This is a genomic window from Paraburkholderia sp. 22098 (assembly GCF_052045935.1).
Taxonomy (GTDB): domain Bacteria; phylum Pseudomonadota; class Gammaproteobacteria; order Burkholderiales; family Burkholderiaceae; genus Paraburkholderia; species Paraburkholderia caledonica.
The window spans coordinates 43,392-61,549 of record NZ_JBQEPV010000019.1; the positions used below are offsets into that span (position 1 = coordinate 43,392).

Annotated in this window: 17 protein-coding genes and 1 tRNA gene; 14 read left to right on the forward strand and 4 right to left on the reverse strand. The window is 62.5% G+C overall.

The annotated features are described in order from the left end of the window. Window positions 1–4 precede the first annotated feature (4 nt). The 5 genes from pal to ACTJLB_RS29030 all read left to right on the forward strand — a co-directional run bounded on the left by pal (window position 5) and on the right by ACTJLB_RS29030 (window position 3,286). Complete coding sequence (gene pal / locus ACTJLB_RS29010) at window positions 5–514, forward strand: peptidoglycan-associated lipoprotein Pal (protein WP_013338115.1); 510 nt, start codon at window positions 5–7, stop codon at window positions 512–514. 19 nt (window positions 515–533) lie between these two features. After that, window positions 534–1,283 carry a tol-pal system protein YbgF gene (gene ybgF, locus ACTJLB_RS29015; RefSeq protein WP_027777926.1) on the forward strand — a complete coding sequence of 250 codons (750 nt, stop codon included), beginning with the start codon at window positions 534–536 and terminating at the stop codon, window positions 1,281–1,283. A 201-nt stretch (window positions 1,284–1,484) separates the two neighbouring features. Further along, window positions 1,485–1,560: transfer RNA gene (locus tag ACTJLB_RS29020), tRNA-Lys, on the forward strand. A 362-nt stretch (window positions 1,561–1,922) separates the two neighbouring features. Then, window positions 1,923–2,297 carry a hypothetical protein gene (locus tag ACTJLB_RS29025; protein ID WP_408127943.1) on the forward strand — a complete coding sequence of 125 codons (375 nt, stop codon included), beginning with the start codon at window positions 1,923–1,925 and terminating at the stop codon, window positions 2,295–2,297. Between the two features lie 176 nt (window positions 2,298–2,473). After that, entirely contained in the window at window positions 2,474–3,286 is an 813-nt protein-coding gene (locus tag ACTJLB_RS29030) for a mechanosensitive ion channel family protein (protein WP_440785305.1), read from the forward strand. A 109-nt stretch (window positions 3,287–3,395) separates the two neighbouring features. Here ACTJLB_RS29030 and ACTJLB_RS29035 read toward each other — a convergent pair whose 3' ends face one another. Next, window positions 3,396–4,061 carry a VTT domain-containing protein gene (locus tag ACTJLB_RS29035; RefSeq protein ID WP_027804898.1) on the reverse strand — a complete coding sequence of 222 codons (666 nt, stop codon included), beginning with the start codon at window positions 4,059–4,061 and terminating at the stop codon, window positions 3,396–3,398. A gap of 192 nt (window positions 4,062–4,253) precedes the next feature. Between ACTJLB_RS29035 and mutL the strand changes: the two genes are divergently transcribed. Next, on the forward strand, window positions 4,254–6,299 hold the full coding sequence (gene mutL / locus ACTJLB_RS29040) for a DNA mismatch repair endonuclease MutL (RefSeq protein WP_440785306.1): 2,046 nt from the start codon (window positions 4,254–4,256) through the stop codon (window positions 6,297–6,299). Window positions 6,300–6,342: 43 nt separating this feature from the next. Next, the gene (miaA, locus tag ACTJLB_RS29045) at window positions 6,343–7,302 is read left to right on the forward strand and encodes a tRNA (adenosine(37)-N6)-dimethylallyltransferase MiaA (RefSeq protein WP_440785307.1); all 960 of its coding nucleotides are present in this window, start codon (window positions 6,343–6,345) and stop codon (window positions 7,300–7,302) included. 144 nt (window positions 7,303–7,446) lie between these two features. Here the strand turns inward: miaA and purM are convergent, their stop codons facing one another. Further along, a complete protein-coding gene (purM, locus tag ACTJLB_RS29050; RefSeq protein WP_020069720.1) occupies window positions 7,447–8,514 on the reverse strand; it encodes a phosphoribosylformylglycinamidine cyclo-ligase in 1,068 nt (355 codons plus the stop codon). A 145-nt stretch (window positions 8,515–8,659) separates the two neighbouring features. On the opposite strand from purM, the gene ACTJLB_RS29055 reads away from it, so the two are divergent. From ACTJLB_RS29055 to panB, 7 genes are all read left to right on the forward strand, one after another. Further along, window positions 8,660–9,736, forward strand: coding sequence for an AI-2E family transporter (locus tag ACTJLB_RS29055; protein WP_020069719.1), 1,077 nt, complete (start codon window positions 8,660–8,662; stop codon window positions 9,734–9,736). Window positions 9,737–9,807: 71 nt separating this feature from the next. Continuing rightward, window positions 9,808–10,551, forward strand: coding sequence for a DnaA regulatory inactivator Hda (gene hda / locus ACTJLB_RS29060; protein WP_440785308.1), 744 nt, complete (start codon window positions 9,808–9,810; stop codon window positions 10,549–10,551). Next, the gene (locus ACTJLB_RS29065; RefSeq protein WP_020069717.1) at window positions 10,544–11,230 is read left to right on the forward strand and encodes an HAD family hydrolase; all 687 of its coding nucleotides are present in this window, start codon (window positions 10,544–10,546) and stop codon (window positions 11,228–11,230) included. The genes hda and ACTJLB_RS29065 overlap by 8 nt, the downstream gene beginning before the upstream one ends. Then, window positions 11,227–12,825, forward strand: a complete 1,599-nt coding sequence (gene pcnB / locus ACTJLB_RS29070) for a polynucleotide adenylyltransferase PcnB (RefSeq protein WP_087750887.1) — start codon at window positions 11,227–11,229, stop codon at window positions 12,823–12,825. The genes ACTJLB_RS29065 and pcnB overlap by 4 nt, the downstream gene beginning before the upstream one ends. A 48-nt stretch (window positions 12,826–12,873) precedes the next feature. Next, on the forward strand, window positions 12,874–13,407 hold the full coding sequence (folK, locus tag ACTJLB_RS29075; protein ID WP_020069715.1) for a 2-amino-4-hydroxy-6-hydroxymethyldihydropteridine diphosphokinase: 534 nt from the start codon (window positions 12,874–12,876) through the stop codon (window positions 13,405–13,407). Continuing rightward, window positions 13,404–14,084, forward strand: coding sequence for a deoxynucleoside kinase (locus tag ACTJLB_RS29080; RefSeq protein ID WP_408127425.1), 681 nt, complete (start codon window positions 13,404–13,406; stop codon window positions 14,082–14,084). Before folK ends, ACTJLB_RS29080 begins: the two co-directional genes overlap by 4 nt. 33 nt (window positions 14,085–14,117) lie before the next feature. Next, on the forward strand, window positions 14,118–14,933 hold the full coding sequence (gene panB, locus ACTJLB_RS29085) for a 3-methyl-2-oxobutanoate hydroxymethyltransferase (protein ID WP_020069713.1): 816 nt from the start codon (window positions 14,118–14,120) through the stop codon (window positions 14,931–14,933). A gap of 47 nt (window positions 14,934–14,980) precedes the next feature. On the opposite strand, the gene pabB is transcribed toward panB, so the two are convergent. Together pabB and dnaJ are read right to left on the reverse strand one after the other, a co-directional pair. Then, entirely contained in the window at window positions 14,981–16,870 is a 1,890-nt protein-coding gene (pabB, locus tag ACTJLB_RS29090) for an aminodeoxychorismate synthase component I (protein WP_440785310.1), read from the reverse strand. A 25-nt stretch (window positions 16,871–16,895) separates the two neighbouring features. Beyond that, entirely contained in the window at window positions 16,896–18,038 is a 1,143-nt protein-coding gene (gene dnaJ / locus ACTJLB_RS29095) for a molecular chaperone DnaJ (RefSeq protein ID WP_020069711.1), read from the reverse strand. Window positions 18,039–18,158: the final 120 nt, after the last annotated feature.

Here is an 18,158-nt window from a genome sequence, read left to right on the forward strand (position 1 = left end):
AAAAATGATGTCTAAACTTCGCTTCGCATTCGCAGTCCTCATGGTCGGTGCACTGGCCGCATGTCATTCGGGCGTCAAGCTCGACGAAAACGCAAACAAGGGCGGCGCCGTCTCGACGCAACCGAACCCGAACGATGTCGCGCAAGTGAACGTCGACCCGCTGAACGATCCGAACAGCCCGCTCGCAAAGCGCAGCATTTACTTCGACTTCGACAGCTATTCGGTGAAGGACGACTACCAGTCGCTGCTGCAACAACACGCGCAGTATCTGAAGAGCCATCCGCAACGCCACGTGCTGATCCAGGGCAACACCGACGAGCGCGGCACGAGCGAGTACAACCTGGCACTGGGCCAGAAGCGTGCTGAAGCAGTGCGTCGTTCGCTGTCGCTGATGGGCGTGACCGACTCGCAAATGGAAGCCGTGAGCCTCGGCAAGGAAAAGCCGCAAGCTACCGGTCATGACGAATCGTCGTGGGCACAGAACCGCCGCGCCGATCTCGTGTACCAACAGTAAGTAACAGGTGATGAGCCGAATGACGCATCGTTTCTCCTGGCTGCGATTTGCCGCAGCGGCCTGCGTCGCGGGCACGGTCTTCATGGCTGTGCCCGCGCACGCCGGTATCTTCGACGACGATCAGGCCCGCCAGGCCATTCTCGATCTTCGGTCGAAGACTGACAGCCTGTCGAGCCAGTTGTCGGCAGCACAGCGCACGATCCTCGATCAGTCCAACCGTCTCGACCAGATGAATCAACAGGTCGCGACGCTGCGCGGGCAGAACGAGGACATGGCCAATCAGCTCGCCACGCTGCAAAAACAGCAGAAGGACTACTACACCGATCTGGACACGCGCCTGAAGAAATTCGAGCCGCAGCAGCAAACGGTGGATGGCGTTCAGGGCGAGGTGCAGCCGGGCGAAACGGAGTCGTTCAATGCGGCCTCACAGCAGTTCCGCAACGGCGACTTCAAGAATGCGGCGGCGTCGTTCCGCAGCTTCATCTCCAAGTATCCGAACAGCCCTTATCAGCCGACCGCGCAGTACTGGCTCGGCAACGCGCTGTATGCGTTGCGCGATTACAAGGGCTCGACGGCGACCTGGCAAGGTGTGGTGAAGAATTATCCGCAGCATCCGCGAGCGCCTGAAGCATTGATGGCAATCGCGAACAATCAGCTCGAGCAAGGTCAGAAGGCCGCGGCCAAGAAGACGCTCGAGCAGATCGTCGCGCAATACGGCGGCTCGGACGTCGCGCAGTCGGCGCAAAGCAAGCTGTCGCAGATCAAGTAGTCGTAGTAGTGTCGAGCAGTTGGCAGTAACGCGCAGTGTCCGTGAGCGCCAAAAAGATGGTCACGCGCGCCTCTCGCCGAAAAGCCCGGGTCTTCATGCCCCGGGCTTTTCACTATCTGGACTGCACTAACGTGTATATCGGATTGCTCGGAACGGGTTGACAGTCGTCCGGGGCTATCGCTATAATTTCGCTTCTCTTTTGGGTCGTTAGCTCAGCTGGTAGAGCAGCGGACTTTTAATCCGTTGGTCACAGGTTCGAATCCCGTACGGCCTACCAAAAGATTCGAGGGCTTACACGCGTCAGCGTCGTAAGCCCTTTTCTTTTTTCGTCGCGGTTTCTTTGCAGCGCGCGCTCCCCTGGTCTCTTAGCAACACTCTTCTCTCCAAGAAGAAGTAGCGCAAACCACACGGCGAAGTCCAAAGCAAAACAGCCCACAACTCGCCGCGATTTCTCGTTACGCCCCTGACTTTTCTCACGCGATACCTCGCACATTCCGACAACGCTACGGACTGCGAACGTGAGCATTTATTGAGACATAAAGACGTGCAATGATCGCCGCCGTCTGTCAATTCGCCGAGAACCGACGGACACAGACGCTCTCGCAACACCGCAACCTGCGGCGCTTTCATTCCATCGATATGACCAATTTTCTGTTCGATCTCGCTTCGAATCTTGCGTTGCTGGCGATCGTGCTTGTCGCGTGCAATGGGTGCAATCGCCTGATACCCGGCGCCGCGATAGACGGCTCTCGCGTGTTTTCCGCGCTGGCGCTCACCGCAATGCTGCTGGATGCAGCCCTCACTTTCCTTGTCTTTGCCGACGCCCGCACACGTTACGGCCAGTTCAGCACGCCGACCGCGTTCTTCGTACGCAGCGCCGCATATGCGCTCGCAATCGTTGCGGCAGTTGCGTGGCGCAGTTTTGGTCGCCGAAACCGCCCCGCCAGATCGACGTTAGGCAAGACGTTGGTCATTCCGACATCGCCCTACTCCGACTCTCACCTGCCGATGTAAAACGCGTCGTGCGAGCGCGAGGCGCGGCGGGAACGGTCCTTGCGCAGCCTCGCGCCTTCACCTATAACTTCCCAAGACCAGGCAGCATCCGGTTGGATTCAGCCACCCAAGCGCCGGCCCGCAGCATCGCGTCACGTCGTAATCAGTCAAAGCAAGTTCACCGATTGGGGAACATCTTGGATTTCGAAACCGTACGCGTTTTCATGATGACCCGCGGCATCGACCTCGGCGTCAAAGTGCTCGGTGCGATCGTCTTGTGGATCGTCGGCCGCTGGGTCATTGGACTGATTACCCGCTTGCTGCGCGCGGTGCTAACGCGCAACAGCCGCGTCGACCCGACACTCGCGCATTACCTCGGCTCGATCCTCGGCGCGCTATTGAACCTGCTTCTGATCCTCGCGATCTTGCAGGTATTCGGCGTGCAAACCACTTCGTTCGCGGCGTTGCTCGCCGGGCTCGGCCTCGCGATCGGCACGGCGTGGGGCGGACTGCTCGCGCACTTCGCGGCCGGCATCTTCATGCAGGTGTTGAGGCCGTTCAAGGTCGGCGACTTCGTGACCGCGGGCGGCGTCACGGGCACCGTCTCCGAACTCGGTTTGTTCGGCACGACCATCGTTACGCCAGATAACGTGACGACAATCATCGGCAACAACAAGATTTTCTCCGACACGATTTCCAATTACAGCGTGCTGCCGGTGCGACGGGTCGAACTGACAGCGAAGATCGCGAACGGCGTCGACCCGACGGACGCGATGAACCGGCTGAAGGCTGCGATCGGCGAAATACCGAACGTTGCGGAAAGCCCCGCGCCCGATGTCGAAGTGCTGAGCTTCACGCCCGAAGGACCGCTGCTTTGCGTGCGACCCTACGCACACAATGAGCATTACTGGCAGGTGTACTTCGACACCAACCGCGCGATCATCCAGACATTCCGCGAGGCCGGTTACCCGACGCCCGAAACCCCGCTCGCGCCGCGTGCAGTCACGTGAACGCGCACGCAGGCGTGTGGCCGCGCACGCAAAAAAAAACGGCGTCGCAATTTACGCGACGCCGTTTGCTCATGCAAGTAGGTCAGCGGACTGAGTGCCCGCGCCAGCGTTAGCCAGGCTTCGACGCACTCTTGCGCATCATCTTCCAGAGCGCGCCGAGCACGACCGGCACAATCGCAGCGCCAATCCCGACGAGCACGATCACATTCAGATATTGGCGGATAAACGGAATATTGCCGAAGAAATAGCCGAGCAGAACAAGCAGCAATACCCAGAACAGCGCGCCGGCGACATTGAACAGCTGAAACCGGCTAACCGTCATCTCCGAAGCACCCGCGACGAACGGCGCAAACGTCCGCACAACCGGAATGAAACGCGCAAGCACGATGGTCTTGCCGCCATGCCTCTCGTAGAAGTCATGTGTTTTCTGCAGCGCGCGCCGGTCGAGAAAACGCTCGAGCACTGGAATACGCGAATTGAAAACCTTCGGCCCGATCGCTCGCCCGATCATATAGTTGACGGTATTGCCCGTGGTCGCCGCGACGAACAGCAACAGGATCAGCAGACCGAGATTCATCTGTCCAGACGCGCAGAAAGCCCCGCCGATAAACAGCAATGAATCGCCCGGAAGAAACGGCACAATCACGAGCCCCGTTTCGCAGAACACGATCAGGAAAAGCACCGCATAGACCCAGGCGCCGTACACGTGGATGAATTCTCCCAGGAACTTGTCGATGTGCAGCACAAGATTGGCTAGATGTAGCAGCGTGTCCAAAAAGCGTCCTTTATGAGGCAAGAGTGAACGTGGTGTGAGGGTCGGCAGCAGACCCGCGGGATAACGGCGAGCGCTCGCTCGCCGCCCGAATTGACCGCGTCATGATACAGAAAGTGCCCGGGCGAACTTCGAAAATCTCCGGCGTGTTTCCGCCATTCGAGGGCCGCCGCGCCGAATCGCTATAATTTCGGCATGTCCGAATTTTCCGAAACGCCTGTCGACGCCACGGCCGCCGCCGCTACACCGGCCGTGCGCCCGCTGCGGGCAATCCTGCCGCTGCCCGATCAGCTCATCAGCCAGATTGCCGCCGGCGAAGTGGTCGAGCGGCCCGCATCGGTGGTGAAGGAGTTGCTTGAAAACGCGCTCGACGCGGGCGCGCAGACGCTTCGCATCATGCTGGACGAGGGCGGCGTCAAACGTATTTCGATCACCGACGACGGCTGCGGCATTCCCGAGAACGAACTTGCGCTCGCGTTGATGCGCCACGCGACCAGCAAAATCCGCTCGCTCGCCGAGCTTGAGGCCGTCGCGACGCTCGGGTTTCGCGGCGAGGCGCTGGCGTCGATCGCGTCGGTCGCGCAGATGACCATCACAAGCCGCACAGCCGACGCGCCGCATGCAGTGCGCGTCGATGCACAAACCGGCGTGCTGAGCCCGGCTGCGGGCACGCAAGGCACCACCATCGAAGTGCGCGAGCTGTACTTCAATACGCCCGCGCGTCGCAAATTCCTGAAAAGCGAACAGACCGAACTCGGCCATTGTCTCGAACAGATCCGTCGTGCCGCCTTGGCGCGACCGGACGTCGCCATTTCGGTCCTGCACAACGGCAAGGCCGTCGAGCATTGGAACGCCAGCGAACCGCCCGCGCGAGTCGCAAAGATACTGGGCGAAACTTTCGCGACGGCTCATCTGCCGCTCGATGAATCCGCCGGTCCGCTCGCCGTCTACGGTTGCGCGGGTTTGCCGACCGCGAGCCGCGGACGCTCCGACCAGCAGTACTTTTTCGTCAATGGCCGTTTCGTGCGCGACAAGCTGCTGACGCACGCGGTGCGCGCCGCTTATGAAGACGTGCTGCATGGCGACCGTTATCCGTCGTATGTACTGTTTCTCGATTTGCCGCCCGAAGCGGTCGACGTGAACGTGCATCCGTCGAAAATCGAAGTCCGGTTCCGCGATTCACGCTCGATTCATCAGTTCGTTTTCCACGCGGTCCAGCGTGCGCTGGCGCGCCATGCGGGCGCGTCGCCGGAGACGACCGCAGGCGGGCACGCGGCGCATCTGCAAGCGTCGGCAGACGGAGCGGTTTCGTTCGGAACGTCGCCGGGCGGTGCCGGCGTTCCAGGGTTCGGCGCTCCCGCTGCGGGCAGCTTTGTCGGCGGCTTGGGTTCCAACGGCACGCCTGGATCGACGGGTAGCGGCTTCAGCGCGTCGCAAGCGGGCAATACGTGGATGCGCCAGTCGCGCATGACACAGGGCACGCTGCCGGTCGCCCAACCGCTCGCATTCTATGACGCGTTGTTCGGCCGCAAGGACACCAGCGCAGGCACTGCGCAAGGCGCGACGCTCTTCGAAGCGCGCGATTCCGCCGCCGAAGGTCCGTCGCCCTATAACGCGTCAGCGTCCTACGCGCCGCCCGCGTTCAATCCCGCCGACGACCAGCCGCTCGGCTTCGCGCTCGGCCAGATTCACGGCATCTACGTGCTTGCGCAGAACGCGCATGGACTCGTGATCGTCGATATGCACGCCGCGCACGAGCGCATTCTTTACGAGCAGTTCAAGAACGCGCTCGCCGACCGCACGATCGCCGTGCAGCCGTTGCTGATTCCGCAGACGATGCAGGCGGACCCTGTCGAAATCGGCACAGTGGAAGAAGAGCGCGACACGCTCGACGCACTCGGCTTCGACCTGGCCGTTTTGTCGCCGACTACCCTCGCCATCCGCGCGGTGCCGGCGCTGCTGAAAGATGCAGACCTTCAGGCATTGGCGCGCGCGGTGCTGGCCGATCTACATGCTTACGGCGGCTCGCGTGTCCTGACCGAGCGTCAGCACGAACTGCTCGGCACGCTCGCCTGCCATCACGCGGTGCGCGCGAACCGGCGTCTCACGCTGGACGAAATGAACGCGCTGCTGCGTCAGATGGAAGCGACCGAGCGCGCCGACCAGTGCAACCACGGGCGTCCCACGTGGTATCAGTTGACGCTCTCCGACCTCGACCGCCTCTTCATGCGCGGACAGTGACGGTGCGCTTTTTGAAGCTTGATTGCCGAGCGCCGGCACGTTCATGAACGCACGCACCGCCACACCCATTCCGTGCCTGCTCGGCCCGACTGCGTCGGGCAAGACCGCGGCTGCATTGGCTCTCGCCGCGCGGCGGCCGGTCGAAATCATCAGCGTCGATTCGGCGCTCGTGTATCGCGAGATGGACATCGGCACCGCAAAGCCGACCGCCGATGAGCGCGCGGTAGCGCCGCATCATCTGATCGACATTGTCGATCCCGCCGACGCCTACTCCGCCGCGGAATTTCGCGCCGACGCACTCCGGCTGACCGCAGAGATCACTGCGCGCGGCCGGCTGCCGCTGCTGGTCGGCGGAACGATGCTGTACTACAAGGCGCTGACTCAAGGGCTCAACGACTTGCCCGCAGCCGACGCGAATGTCCGCGCGCAACTCGATGCCGACGCCGCGCGGGATGGCTGGCCCGCGCTGCATGCACGCCTGGCTGCCGTCGATCCGGCGACTGCCGCGCGTCTTGCGCCCAACGATTCGCAGCGAATCCAGCGCGCACTCGAAGTCTTCTTGCTAACGGGTCAAGCGATGTCCGCATTGCTGGCCGCGCCCGCTCGCATCGACGACGCCGCGGCGCAGTGGCGCTTCGCGCCGATCGCACTCGAGCCGTCCGACAGAAGCGTGCTGCACGCGCGCATCGAGCAGCGTTTCGATGCCATGCTGGCGAACGGCTTTGTCGATGAAGTGGTGAAGCTGCGCGAACGCGGAGATTTATCGCCCGAGATGCCGTCGATGCGTTGCGTCGGCTACCGGCAGGTCTGGGAATATCTCGATGGAACCGTCGACTACCCCACCATGCGCGACAAAGGCGTGTTCGCGACGCGGCAATTGTGCAAACGGCAACTCACATGGCTGCGCGGCATGAACAAACGGGTGGTGGTGGACTGTTGCGACCCAAACGCGAGCGCGCGGGTGATTGATTTGATCGAAGCGCTGGTTTCGCAGCCTGTTTGATGCGCTTTGGTGAAGCACGCCGAAGTGCTGCGCTTTCGAGCAAACTAGATGGCGAGCACACTGGGGAACTACTAGACCTCAGAAAACCTTGAAACTGCGAGCCTGCGCGGCATTTAGTATTCACGCCGCGCAGGCTGCCAATCTTTACACCACTACCGTCTGTGCTTCACCCGGCGCGCTCTCGCGAATCGTGCCGATCTTCCAGACCTGCTCGCCGGCTGCGGACAACAGACCGATTGCGGCATCCGCGTCAGCAGCCGAGACGACCACCGCCATCCCGATACCGCAGTTGAATACGCGATGCATTTCCGCATCCGCCACGCCGCCGTGCTTTTGCAGCCACGAGAAGAGCGGCGGCAGCGGCCAGCCGCGATGATCCAGCTCGGCCGTCAGGCCTTCGCGCAGAACCCGCGGAATATTTTCGACCAACCCGCCACCGGTGATGTGCGCCATGCCCTTCACCGCGATTTGCTGCATCAGCGAGAGAAGCGGCTTAACGTAAATGTGCGTGGGCGCCATCAAAGCGTCGGCTAGCGAACGGCCGTCGAAATCCGCATTGAGATCGGGCTGCGCGCGCTCGATGATCTTGCGCACCAGCGAAAAACCGTTCGAATGAATGCCGCTCGAAGCGAGGCCCAGCACCACGTCGCCGGGAGCGATGGTGCTGCCGTCGATAATCTTGCTCTTTTCCACCGCACCGACCGCGAAGCCCGCGAGATCGTATTCGCCGTCCGGATACATGCCCGGCATTTCAGCCGTTTCGCCGCCGATCAAGGCACAGCCCGCCAGTTCGCAGCCGTAAGCGATACCCTTGACGACCGTTGCCGCCGTGTTCACGTCCAGCTTGCCGCAGGCAAAGTAGTCGAGGAAAAACAGCGGCTCGGCGCCTTGCACGAGAATGTCGTTCACGCTCATGGCGACCAGGTCCTGGCCGACGGTGTCGTGCTTGTTCAACTCGAACGCGAGGCGCAGCTTCGTGCCCACGCCGTCTGTGCCCGATACCAGCACCGGTTCCTTGTACCTCTTCGGCACTTCGAACAGCGCGCCGAATCCGCCAATGCCGCCCAGCACGCCGTCGCGCATCGTCTTTTTGGCAAAGGGCTTGATCGCGTCGACAAGGGCGTCGCCCGCGTCGATGTCCACGCCGGCGTCGCGGTACGACAGACCTTGGGCCGAACCGGTTGAATTCGGGGCGGATTTCGGTTGATTCATGGGGGAGAGCTCGAAGGTCGGTAAAATGCGATTTTACCCGATGCCGATCCAGAGTTGGCGCTTCAGCGCTTACTCCGGTCCCATACAGAGTTGCCGGCCGGCTGGATTTCGAATCATCCGTTCCGGCGACACCAGGGAAACAACTTTGCAACAGAACTCCTCGATACTGACTCCGGTCCAGCGCCGCGCTTTCATCTGGCTAGCCATCGCGCTCGGCGTGGGCATTCTGCTGTGGCTCTTGAGCCCCGTCCTCACGCCGTTTCTGCTCGGCGCGATTCTCGCGTACATTCTGCAGCCGGGCGTCGCGTGGATGGTGCGCCGACGCGTGCCGCGCGCGATCGCTGCCTTGCTGATGATGCTGCTTTTCACGTTGCTGGTGACAATGCTCGCGCTGCTGGTCTTCGCCGTCATCCAGAAGGAAGGCCCGCAGCTGCGGCAGCAGGTGCCGCAACTGTTCGCCCATGTGAATGCGTGGCTGCAGCCCAAGCTCGCCATGCTGGGGCTCGCCGATTCGCTGGATTTCGCAAGCGTGCGCGATCTCGTCATGGGCCAGTTGGAAGGCAGCGCGCAGACCGTCGCGCGTTATGCGTGGACCTCGATCGTGACGAGCGGCAACGTCATGATGACCGTGATCGGCAATCTCGTGCTGGTGCCGCTCGTGCTGTTCTATCTGCTGTACGACTGGAACCGCATGCTGTTGCGCGTACAGGGCGTGGTGCCGCGCCGCTGGCTCGACAAGACGCTGCAACTCGCGCGCGACATGGATCAGATGCTGTCGCAATATCTGCGCGGCCAGTTACTCGTGATGGGCGTGCTCGCGGCGTTCTATGCGGTGGCGCTCAGCATCGCCCGCTTCGAGATCGCGCTGCCGGTGGGCATCTTCACCGGGCTCGCGGTGTTCATCCCGTACATTGGCTTCGCGACCGGCCTCGCGCTGGCGCTTCTCGCGGCATTGCTGCAGTTCGGCAACTGGTACGGCTTCGGTGCGGTGGCTGTGATCTACGGCGTCGGTCAGATCGTGGAGAGCTTTTTCCTGACGCCGCGCCTCGTCGGCGAGCGGATCGGGCTGCACCCGCTCGCGGTCATTTTCGCGTTGCTCGCGTTCGGGCAACTGTTCGGCTTTTTCGGCGTGCTCCTTGCGTTGCCCGTGAGTGCGATTTTGTCCGTGGCGGTGCGCGAATTGCGGCAAAGCTATCTGGAAAGCACCCTGTACAACAATTGACCTTCTGCTCCAGTGACCCGGCTCGCCAGGACCATCGGCAGCCTCAGCCCTACTTTCGGCATCAACCTACTGTGCTTCGTCAACTGACGCTCGATCTCGGCACTCCGCCGCCATCGACATTCGATAATTTTTTCGCTGGCGCAAACGCCGAGCTGGTGACGCGCCTGCGTGAACTCGACCGCGCGCTCGCGGCCGGGCCTGTCGCCGATCGCACCTTCTATATCTGGGGCGAAGCGGGCAGCGGTCGCACTCACCTGTTGCAAGCGCTCGTGCACGAAGCGCCGCCGGGCCACGCGCGCTTCGCGGGTCCGCAAAGCAGCCTTGCCGCGTTCAGTTTCGATCCGCGCGTGGCGCTCTATGCGATCGACGATTGCGACGGCCTGTCGGCCGCGCAGCAGATCGCCGTGTTCAATCTCTTCAACGAAGTGCGCGCGCATCCGACGAGCGCGCTCGTCGCCACCGGCAACGCGGCGCCGATCGGCATGACGGTGCGCGAGGACCTGCGCACGCGGCTCGGCTGGGGACTCGTTTTCCACCTCGCGCCGCTGCCCGACGAAGGCAAGGCAGCGGTGCTCAAGCACGCGGCCCGCGAGCGCGGCATCATGCTGGCCGACGACGTGCCGGCCTATCTGCTCACGCACTTTCGTCGCGACATGCCAAGCCTGATGGCGCTTCTCGACGCGCTCGACCGTTTTTCGCTCGAACAGAAGCGGGCGGTTACGTTGCCGCTTTTGCGCACGATGCTGGCTTCGCCGGGCGCGGACGGGCCCGCCGCGTCGTCCGCCGCTTCAAGTAAAATAGATCCCCATGGCTAATCTCGCACTCTTCGACCTCGATCACACGCTCATTCCCACCGACAGCGACCACGAATGGGGCCGCTTCATGGTGAAACACGGTATGGTCGACGGCGAAAATTTCGCTCGTGAAAACGACCGCTTCTATGCCGACTACAAAGCCGGCAAGCTGGACATTCACGCCTATCTGATCGCCATGCTCACGCCGCTCGCGAAATACACGCGCGCGCAACTCGCGGACTTTCACGCGCAGTACATGCACGAAGTGATCACGCCGGCCATCCTCCCGGCGGCCGTCGAACTGGTCAAGCGGCACCGCGAAGCCGGCGACCTGTGCTGCGTGGTCACCGCGACCAACGAATTCATCACCCGTCCCATCGCGAGCGCGTTCGGCGTCGACACGCTGATCGCCTGCGAAGCGGAAACCGTCGACGGCCAGCCGCATTCGGCCTACACCGGCCGCCCCACCGGCACGCCGAGCTACAAGGAAGGCAAGATCGTGCGCACCGAGGCATGGCTTGCGTCGCTCGGCAAAAGCTGGAGCGACTTCGAGCGCAGCTACTTCTACAGCGATTCGCACAACGACATTCCGCTGCTCGAAAAAGTCACCGATCCGATCGCAACGAATCCCGACGACACATTGCGCGCCCATGCGCAGGCCAAAGGCTGGCGCATCCTCGAACTCTTTCAACCCACGTGATCAAAAAACTCATCCGTAAGCTATTCGGCCAGGACACAGCGTCCGCCGACGACACCGTGCCGGCTGAAGCCGACTCAGACGAACCCGGCAGCGCACCGGCACGCAATGCAGCAGGCGCCGCGGGAACCGGCCGCGCGCGCCGCAAGCCGGCTCGCAATGGCGCGCCCGCAAAGACAGTGCGCGACCCGGACGTGCCGGTCATCATTCCGCACGACGTACACGGCATCGACCCCACGCTGATCTCGCGCAACGCGATTCGCGTGACCGAAGGCCTGCAACAGGCGGGGCACCGGGCGTTTATCGTCGGCGGTGCGGTGCGCGACCTGCTGCTCGGCATCAAGCCGAAAGACTTCGACGTGGCGACCGACGCCACGCCCGAACAGGTGCAGAAGCTGTTCCGCCGCGCGCGCATCATCGGCCGCAGGTTTCAGATCGTGCATGTGCAGTTCGGCCAGGAAATCATCGAAACCTCCACGTTCCGCGCGCTGGTCGATCCGCCCGCCGCTGACGCCGCGCCGCCGCGGCGCCTGAAACGCGACGAGCTCGACCGCCGCACACACGCGGTCGATGCAAGCGGGCGCGTATTGCGCGACAACGTGTGGGGCGAGCAGCATGAAGACGCCACGCGCCGCGACTTCACGATCAACGCGATGTACTACGATCCCGCGACCGAAACGGTGCTGGACTACCACAACGGCATGGCGGACGTGCGCGCGCGCCTGCTGCGCATGATCGGCGACCCGGCCACGCGATATCGCGAAGATCCTGTACGCATGCTGCGCGTGGTGCGTTTTGCGGCAAAGCTCGACTTCGAGATCGAAGACGCGACCCGCGCGCCGATCGCCGAAATGGCCGACCTGATCAACAACGTGCCGGCCGCGCGTCTATTCGACGAGATGCTGAAGCTCATGCTGTCCGGCCATGCGCTCGCCTGCCTGAAGCGCCTGCGCCAGGAAGGCCTGCATCATGGTTTGCTGCCCTTGCTCGACGTCGTGCTCGAGCAGCCCACCGGCGAAAAATTCATCACGCTCGCGCTCACCAACACGGACGCACGCGTGCGCGCCGGCAAGCCGGTATCGCCCGGCTTCCTGTTCGCCACGCTGCTCTGGCACGACGTGCAACAGCGCTGGCAGAAGTTTGAAGCGAACGGTGAATATCCGGTGCCGGCGCTGCATCGCGCGATGGACGAAGTCCTCGACATGCAGACGGAAAAACTCGCTATCCACAAGCGCTTCTCGTCCGACATGCGCGAGATCTGGGGCTTGCAGCTGCGCCTCGAAAAACGCTCGGGAAGAAGCGCGCTGAAGCTGCTGGAACACCAAAGATTTAGAGCGGGGTATGATTTCCTCCTGTTGCGCTGCGAATCGGGCGAACTCGATGAGTCGGTCGGAGCGTGGTGGACGGAGTTCATTGAAGGAGACATCGCGGCGCGTGAAACATTGCTTACGCAAGGCGGGAAGGACCGAAGCCCCAGAAAACGACGGAGACGCAGCAGTGGCGCGAGAAACCGCAAATCGGGCGACGGAATGGAGGGCGGCACGCCAGCCGAACGCACAGACGCCGAAGCGGGCCATGAAGGCCCGCACGAAGACTGACGCAGCGTTCGCTGAAGCCGTCGAACGATAGTTGCAGGAAGTTATGCCATGACGGTTGCTTATCTCGGCCTCGGCGCGAATCTCGGGGACGCGCGCCAGACCCTGAAAGACGCAGTGGTGTGCCTCGCACAACAGCACACCATCACCGTGCTCGCCAAGTCGAGCCTGTATCGCACGGCCCCGATCGACGCGGGCGGTGACGACTATTTCAACTGCGTCGTCAAGATCGACACAACGCTCCCCGTGCGGCATCTGCTCGCGCTGTGCCACAAGATCGAGCATCAGTTCGGCCGGGAGCGGCCCTTTCGCAATGCACCGCGAACGCTCGATCTCGACATCCTGCTTTTCGGCGATCAATCGATCGACGAAGCCGATCTGATCGTTCCGCATCCTCGCCTCGTCGAGCGTGCTTTCGCGCTGGTGCCGCTTGTCGAAATCGACGCTGCGCTGATCATTCCGCGACATGGGCGCGCCGACGCGCTGCTCGACGCCGTGCGCGATCAGCGCATCGAGAAAGTGAAAGGACCCTGCCAGTGCCCGATGCTGAACGCACTCGCCGCGGGCAAGGGCCGCTGCGAATGAATTCCACACCGCTTACCGTCACCGCGCCGCAATTGCGGCCTCCATTCGGCTATCTGGCGATCGAAGGACCTATTGGCGTCGGCAAGACCTCGCTCGCGCGGCGTCTTGCGCAACGCTGGTCGATGCAGGAACTGTTCGAGAGGCCGCAGGACAATCCTTTCCTCGAGCGCTTTTATCGCGACACCGCGCGTTATGCGTTGCCCGCGCAATTGCACTTCGCGTTGCAACGCGCGCAGCAGGCGCAGGAAGTGAACGCGGCGCAAGTGGCGGGCACGCCGCTCGTCGCCGATTTCATGACGCAAAAGAACGACATCTTCGCGCGCCTCACGCTGCAGGAAGACGAGTGGCATCTGTATCGCGCGCTCGCCGCGCGGCTGGAAGTGAGCGCGCCGTCACCGGACTTCGTCGTGTATCTGCAAGCGAGTCCCGAAGTGCTCTTCTCGCGCATTCAAAAGCGCGCAGTGCCGATGGAGTTGCAGATTTCCGATGCGTATCTGCATGCCCTTTGCGACGCCTACAACGAATTCTTCTATCACTACGACCGCACGCCGGTGCTGACGGTTAACGCCGAACATCTGAATCCGCTCGACTCCGACGCGGACCTTGCGCTGCTCGCCGAGCGCATCGAAACCATGCGCGGACGCAAGGAATTCTTTGTCAAGGGCACGTCGCTCTGAGCGGCGCGCGCCTCTCTCTTCAACGGATCGACCATGACCTATTTGCAGGAGACGAGCCGCAGCGCCGTCACCGTGCCGAAACTGCAGGCAATGCGCGATGCTGGCGAGAAAATCGCCATGCTCACCTGTTACGACGCAAGCTTCGCCGCGCTGCTGGATCGCGCGGGTGTCGACGTCATGCTGATCGGCGACTCGCTCGGCAACGTCCTGCAAGGACAGACGACCACACTGCCGGTTTCGCTCGCCGACATCGCCTATCACACGGCGAGCGTGGCGCGCGCACGACCGTCTGCGTTGATCGTCGCGGACCTGCCGTTCGGCACGTATGGCACGCCGGAAGAAGCGTATAGAAGCTCCGTCGAATTAATGCGCGCGGGCGCGCAGATGGTGAAGCTCGAAGGCGGTGAATGGCTCACGGATACTGTCCGTTTCCTCGTGGAGCGCTCAATTCCGGTGTGTGCGCATGTCGGGCTGACGCCGCAGTCGGTGCATGCTTTTGGCGGCTTCAAGGTGCAGGGCAAGACCGAGGAAGGCGCGAACCAGTTGCTGCGCGACTCGCTCGCCATGCAAACGGCCGGCGCGCAGCTCATCGTGATGGAAGCGATTCCGACGCTGCTCGCGAGCGAAGTCACGAAGCAGTTGCGGATTCCAACCATCGGCATCGGCGCGGGCCTCGACTGCTCAGGTCAGGTGCTGGTATTGCACGACATGCTGGGCATCTTTCCCGGTAAACGGCCGCGTTTCGTGAAGGATTTCATGGTCGGGCAGCCGAGCATTCTTGCTGCGGTGGAAGCGTATGTGCAGGCCGTGAAGGACGGGACTTTTCCTGGGCCTGAGCACTCGTTTTGAGAGTGCTTTCGCGGGGGCGATATTAGCGTGGCCGCGCTTCGGTGTTTCTAGCGGACGATCCGGGCCGGCAGCGCGCCGCGCAATGCATTGCAGATCAACAGCGCTTCGGCGTTCAGTACGTCAGCCTCTGTCAGCACCTTTTCAGCCGCTTGCAGATTAGCGTCGTCTTCAAGCAGGATGCTTCGCATCACACCGGGCAGCACGCCCGACGCAAGCGGCGGCGTCCACCACCGCCCCGCCAGCTTCACGAATACGTTTGAGCGCCCGCCTTCCGTCAACTCGCCCCGTTCGTTGAAGAACAACGTGTCGAAAGCGCCTTTTGCCTCGGCTTCGCGCCAGCCGCGATCGTACTGTGCTCGGTGCGTGGTCTTATGACGCAGCAGTAGATCGCCGGATTGGGTCGATGCAAAATCGTGATCCGTTGCGAGCAGAACGTTGACCGTCGAATCGGCCAACGGCACCAACACCGCCGCCGTGATTTGCGTCGCGCCGCTCTTGCCTAGCGCGACGCGCATGCGGTGCGGTGTGGCCGCGGGCAACGACGCGCATCGCTCCGCGGTCTGCGCGCGAATGCTTGCCGCATCGAATTGAAAGCCTAGCGTCGCTGCACTCGCCGACAGCCTCGCGAGATGGCGCGACACATGGCGCACGCCCTCTTCCCGCGTCGCGTACATGGTTTCGAACAGCTCGAAGCCGGGTTCCGCACCGGTCAGGAAACGCGCTTTCAATCGACACTCCGCATATTCGTCTTCGGCGACGCTGTCGAGCACGATGCCCGCGCCTATGCCCATCGTGCCGCGCAATTCTCCCGTGGACTCTAACGGCTTCAAGGTCAGCGTGCGAATCGCGACGGACATGCAGAAGTCGCCGCCGCTATCTTCATTCGCCGCCGGCTCGGGCGTGGGCGTGTCCAGCCAGCCGATCGCACCGGTGTAAAGGCCGCGCGGCGTGCTCTCCAGTTCGTCGATCAACTGCATCGTGCGATGCTTCGGCGCACCGGTGATCGAGCCGCAAGGAAAGAGCGCGCGCACTATCGCAGCGAACGACGTGCCGGGCCGCAAAGCGGCTTCAACCGTCGACGTCATCTGCCAAACTGATGCATACGGCTCGACGGAGAAGAGCGCGGGCACTTTGACGGAGCCCGTCTGAGCGACGCGCGACAGATCGTTCCTCAGCAGATCGACGATCATCACGTTTTCGGCGCGATTCTTGGGGTCGTTGCCGAGGAATTCAGCTGCGCCGCGATCCGCTGACGGATCGGCTGAACGTGGCGCGGTGCCTTTCATCGGGCGCGCGCGCAATGTTGCATTCTGCTTCTCGACGAAAAGCTCCGGGGAACACGACAGCACCCACCCGTTACCAGGCATCGCGATCAATGCGCCGTACCGAACGGGTTGACGCGCCCGCAACCGCCGATAAAGCGCGATAGGCGGGCCGAATACGTCGAAGCCGAGCCGGTATGTGTAGTTAACCTGATAGGACTCGCCGTCGCGCAGGGCGGCATGAATTGCGCCGATGGCCGCATTGAACTCCGCGGGTTCGACACTCTCGCGCACATTGGCCGTGCCCGCCACAGACGGCTCTGCGAGGTCGCCGTCTTGTTTTACGAGCCACGCGTCCGCTTCGTCGCGTGAGAGTTTCTCGCAACGCTCGAACAATAAAAAACGCAGCGTGGCGTCGCCATGCTGCGTTTTGAACGACGGATCTGATGCCCCGCCGAGAAGATGCCGACCGAACTCGTAGTCGGCGAGCACGATAGCGTGCAGGCCGCGCCGTGCATCCGATTCGGCGGCCTCGCAAACGGCTTCCAGCTGCGCGGGATCGGCGCATACCCGCTCATGCGCGAAATCGGTGTACAGCCTGCTCGAGCGGCGCGCCGCCGACGCGTCGCAATCATCGAGCAATGCAAACACAGCGCCGCGCTCATCTGCCGTCATGCGTACCGCCAACTTCTAACTGCCGTTAATCGAAGAAGCTCTTCACTCTATCGAACCAGCTCTTGCTTTGCGGGCTGTGCCGCGCGCCGCCTTCCACCAAAGCTTTTTCGAACTGCTTGAGCAGATCGCGTTGCGGTTCCGTGAGCTTGACCGGCGTTTCGACCTGCACATGCACGTACAGATCGCCGGCAATGCTCGAACGCAAGCCCTTGATACCCTTGCCGCGCAACCGGAACGTCTTGCCCGACTGCGTGCCTTCGGGCACCGTGAAGCTCGCGCGGCCCGCGAGCGTGGGCACCTCGATTTCGCCGCCCAACGCCGCCGTGGTAAACGGAATCGGCATCTGGCAATGCAAATCGTCGCCGTCGCGCTCGAATACCGAATGCTGCTTGATATGAATCTCGACGTACAGATCGCCTGACGGCCCGCCGTTGATGCCCGGTTCGCCGTTGCCGGCCGAACGGATGCGCATGCCGTCGTCGATACCTGCCGGGATCTTTACTTCGAGCGTCTTGGTTTCCTTTACCTTGCCCGCGCCGTGGCAGTGCGCGCACGGCTCAGGAATATAGGTGCCGGTGCCGTGACATTTCGGACAGGTTTGCTGGATGCTGAAAAAGCCTTGCGACATCCTCACAGCACCCGAACCGCTACAGGTCGGGCAGGTTTCCGGCTTGGTGCCGGGCTTCGCGCCCGAACCGTGACAGACTTCGCACGAGACCCAGCTCGGCACGCGAATCTGCGTGTCGTAACCATGCGCCGCCTGTTCCAGCGTGATTTCCATGCTGTAGCGCAGATCGGCGCCGCGATACACCTGCGGGCCTGCACGTCCGCCGCCGCCTCGCGCCGCGCCGCCGGCCGCCTGGCCGAAGATGTCGCCGAAAATATCGCCGAACGCATCGGCAAAGCCGCCGAAGCCTTGCGCACCGGCGCCGCCCATGTTCGGATCGACGCCCGCGTGACCATACTGGTCATATGCCGCACGCTTTTGCGAGTCCGAGAGCATTTCATAGGCTTCCTTCACCTCCTTGAAATGCTCTTCCGCATCCTTGTTGCCCGGATTGCGGTCGGGGTGGTGCTTCATCGCCAGCTTGCGATAAGCCTTCTTGATTTCGTCGTCGCTCGCGTTCTTTGCGACGCCCAGAACCTCGTAGTAATCCCGTTTCGCCATATCGGTTCAACGCCCCTCGCGAGAGTGCCGCGCGGTGGCTCCTCTTGAATGCTGGAGTCTCACGACTCGTCCGGTCGTGTTTCGTGCCGCGTGAATGCGGTTCAAAACAACGGCCTCCAT

What these genes read in the sequence shown, in the direction of transcription:
- pabB (WP_440785310.1), bottom strand. Translation starts at nt 16,870, where the DNA reads ATGACGGCAGATGAGCGCGGCGCTGTGTTTGCATTGCTCGATGATTGC.
- dnaJ (WP_020069711.1), bottom strand. Translation starts at nt 18,038, where the DNA reads ATGGCGAAACGGGATTACTACGAGGTTCTGGGCGTCGCAAAGAACGCG.
- miaA (WP_440785307.1), top strand. Translation starts at nt 6,343, where the DNA reads ATGAACGCACGCACCGCCACACCCATTCCGTGCCTGCTCGGCCCGACT.
- folK (WP_020069715.1), top strand. Translation starts at nt 12,874, where the DNA reads ATGACGGTTGCTTATCTCGGCCTCGGCGCGAATCTCGGGGACGCGCGC.
- panB (WP_020069713.1), top strand. Translation starts at nt 14,118, where the DNA reads ATGACCTATTTGCAGGAGACGAGCCGCAGCGCCGTCACCGTGCCGAAA.
- purM (WP_020069720.1), bottom strand. Translation starts at nt 8,514, where the DNA reads ATGAATCAACCGAAATCCGCCCCGAATTCAACCGGTTCGGCCCAAGGT.
- ACTJLB_RS29080 (WP_408127425.1), top strand. Translation starts at nt 13,404, where the DNA reads ATGAATTCCACACCGCTTACCGTCACCGCGCCGCAATTGCGGCCTCCA.
- ybgF (WP_027777926.1), top strand. Translation starts at nt 534, where the DNA reads ATGACGCATCGTTTCTCCTGGCTGCGATTTGCCGCAGCGGCCTGCGTC.
- ACTJLB_RS29025 (WP_408127943.1), top strand. Translation starts at nt 1,923, where the DNA reads ATGACCAATTTTCTGTTCGATCTCGCTTCGAATCTTGCGTTGCTGGCG.
- mutL (WP_440785306.1), top strand. Translation starts at nt 4,254, where the DNA reads ATGTCCGAATTTTCCGAAACGCCTGTCGACGCCACGGCCGCCGCCGCT.
- pal (WP_013338115.1), top strand. Translation starts at nt 5, where the DNA reads ATGATGTCTAAACTTCGCTTCGCATTCGCAGTCCTCATGGTCGGTGCA.
- ACTJLB_RS29065 (WP_020069717.1), top strand. Translation starts at nt 10,544, where the DNA reads ATGGCTAATCTCGCACTCTTCGACCTCGATCACACGCTCATTCCCACC.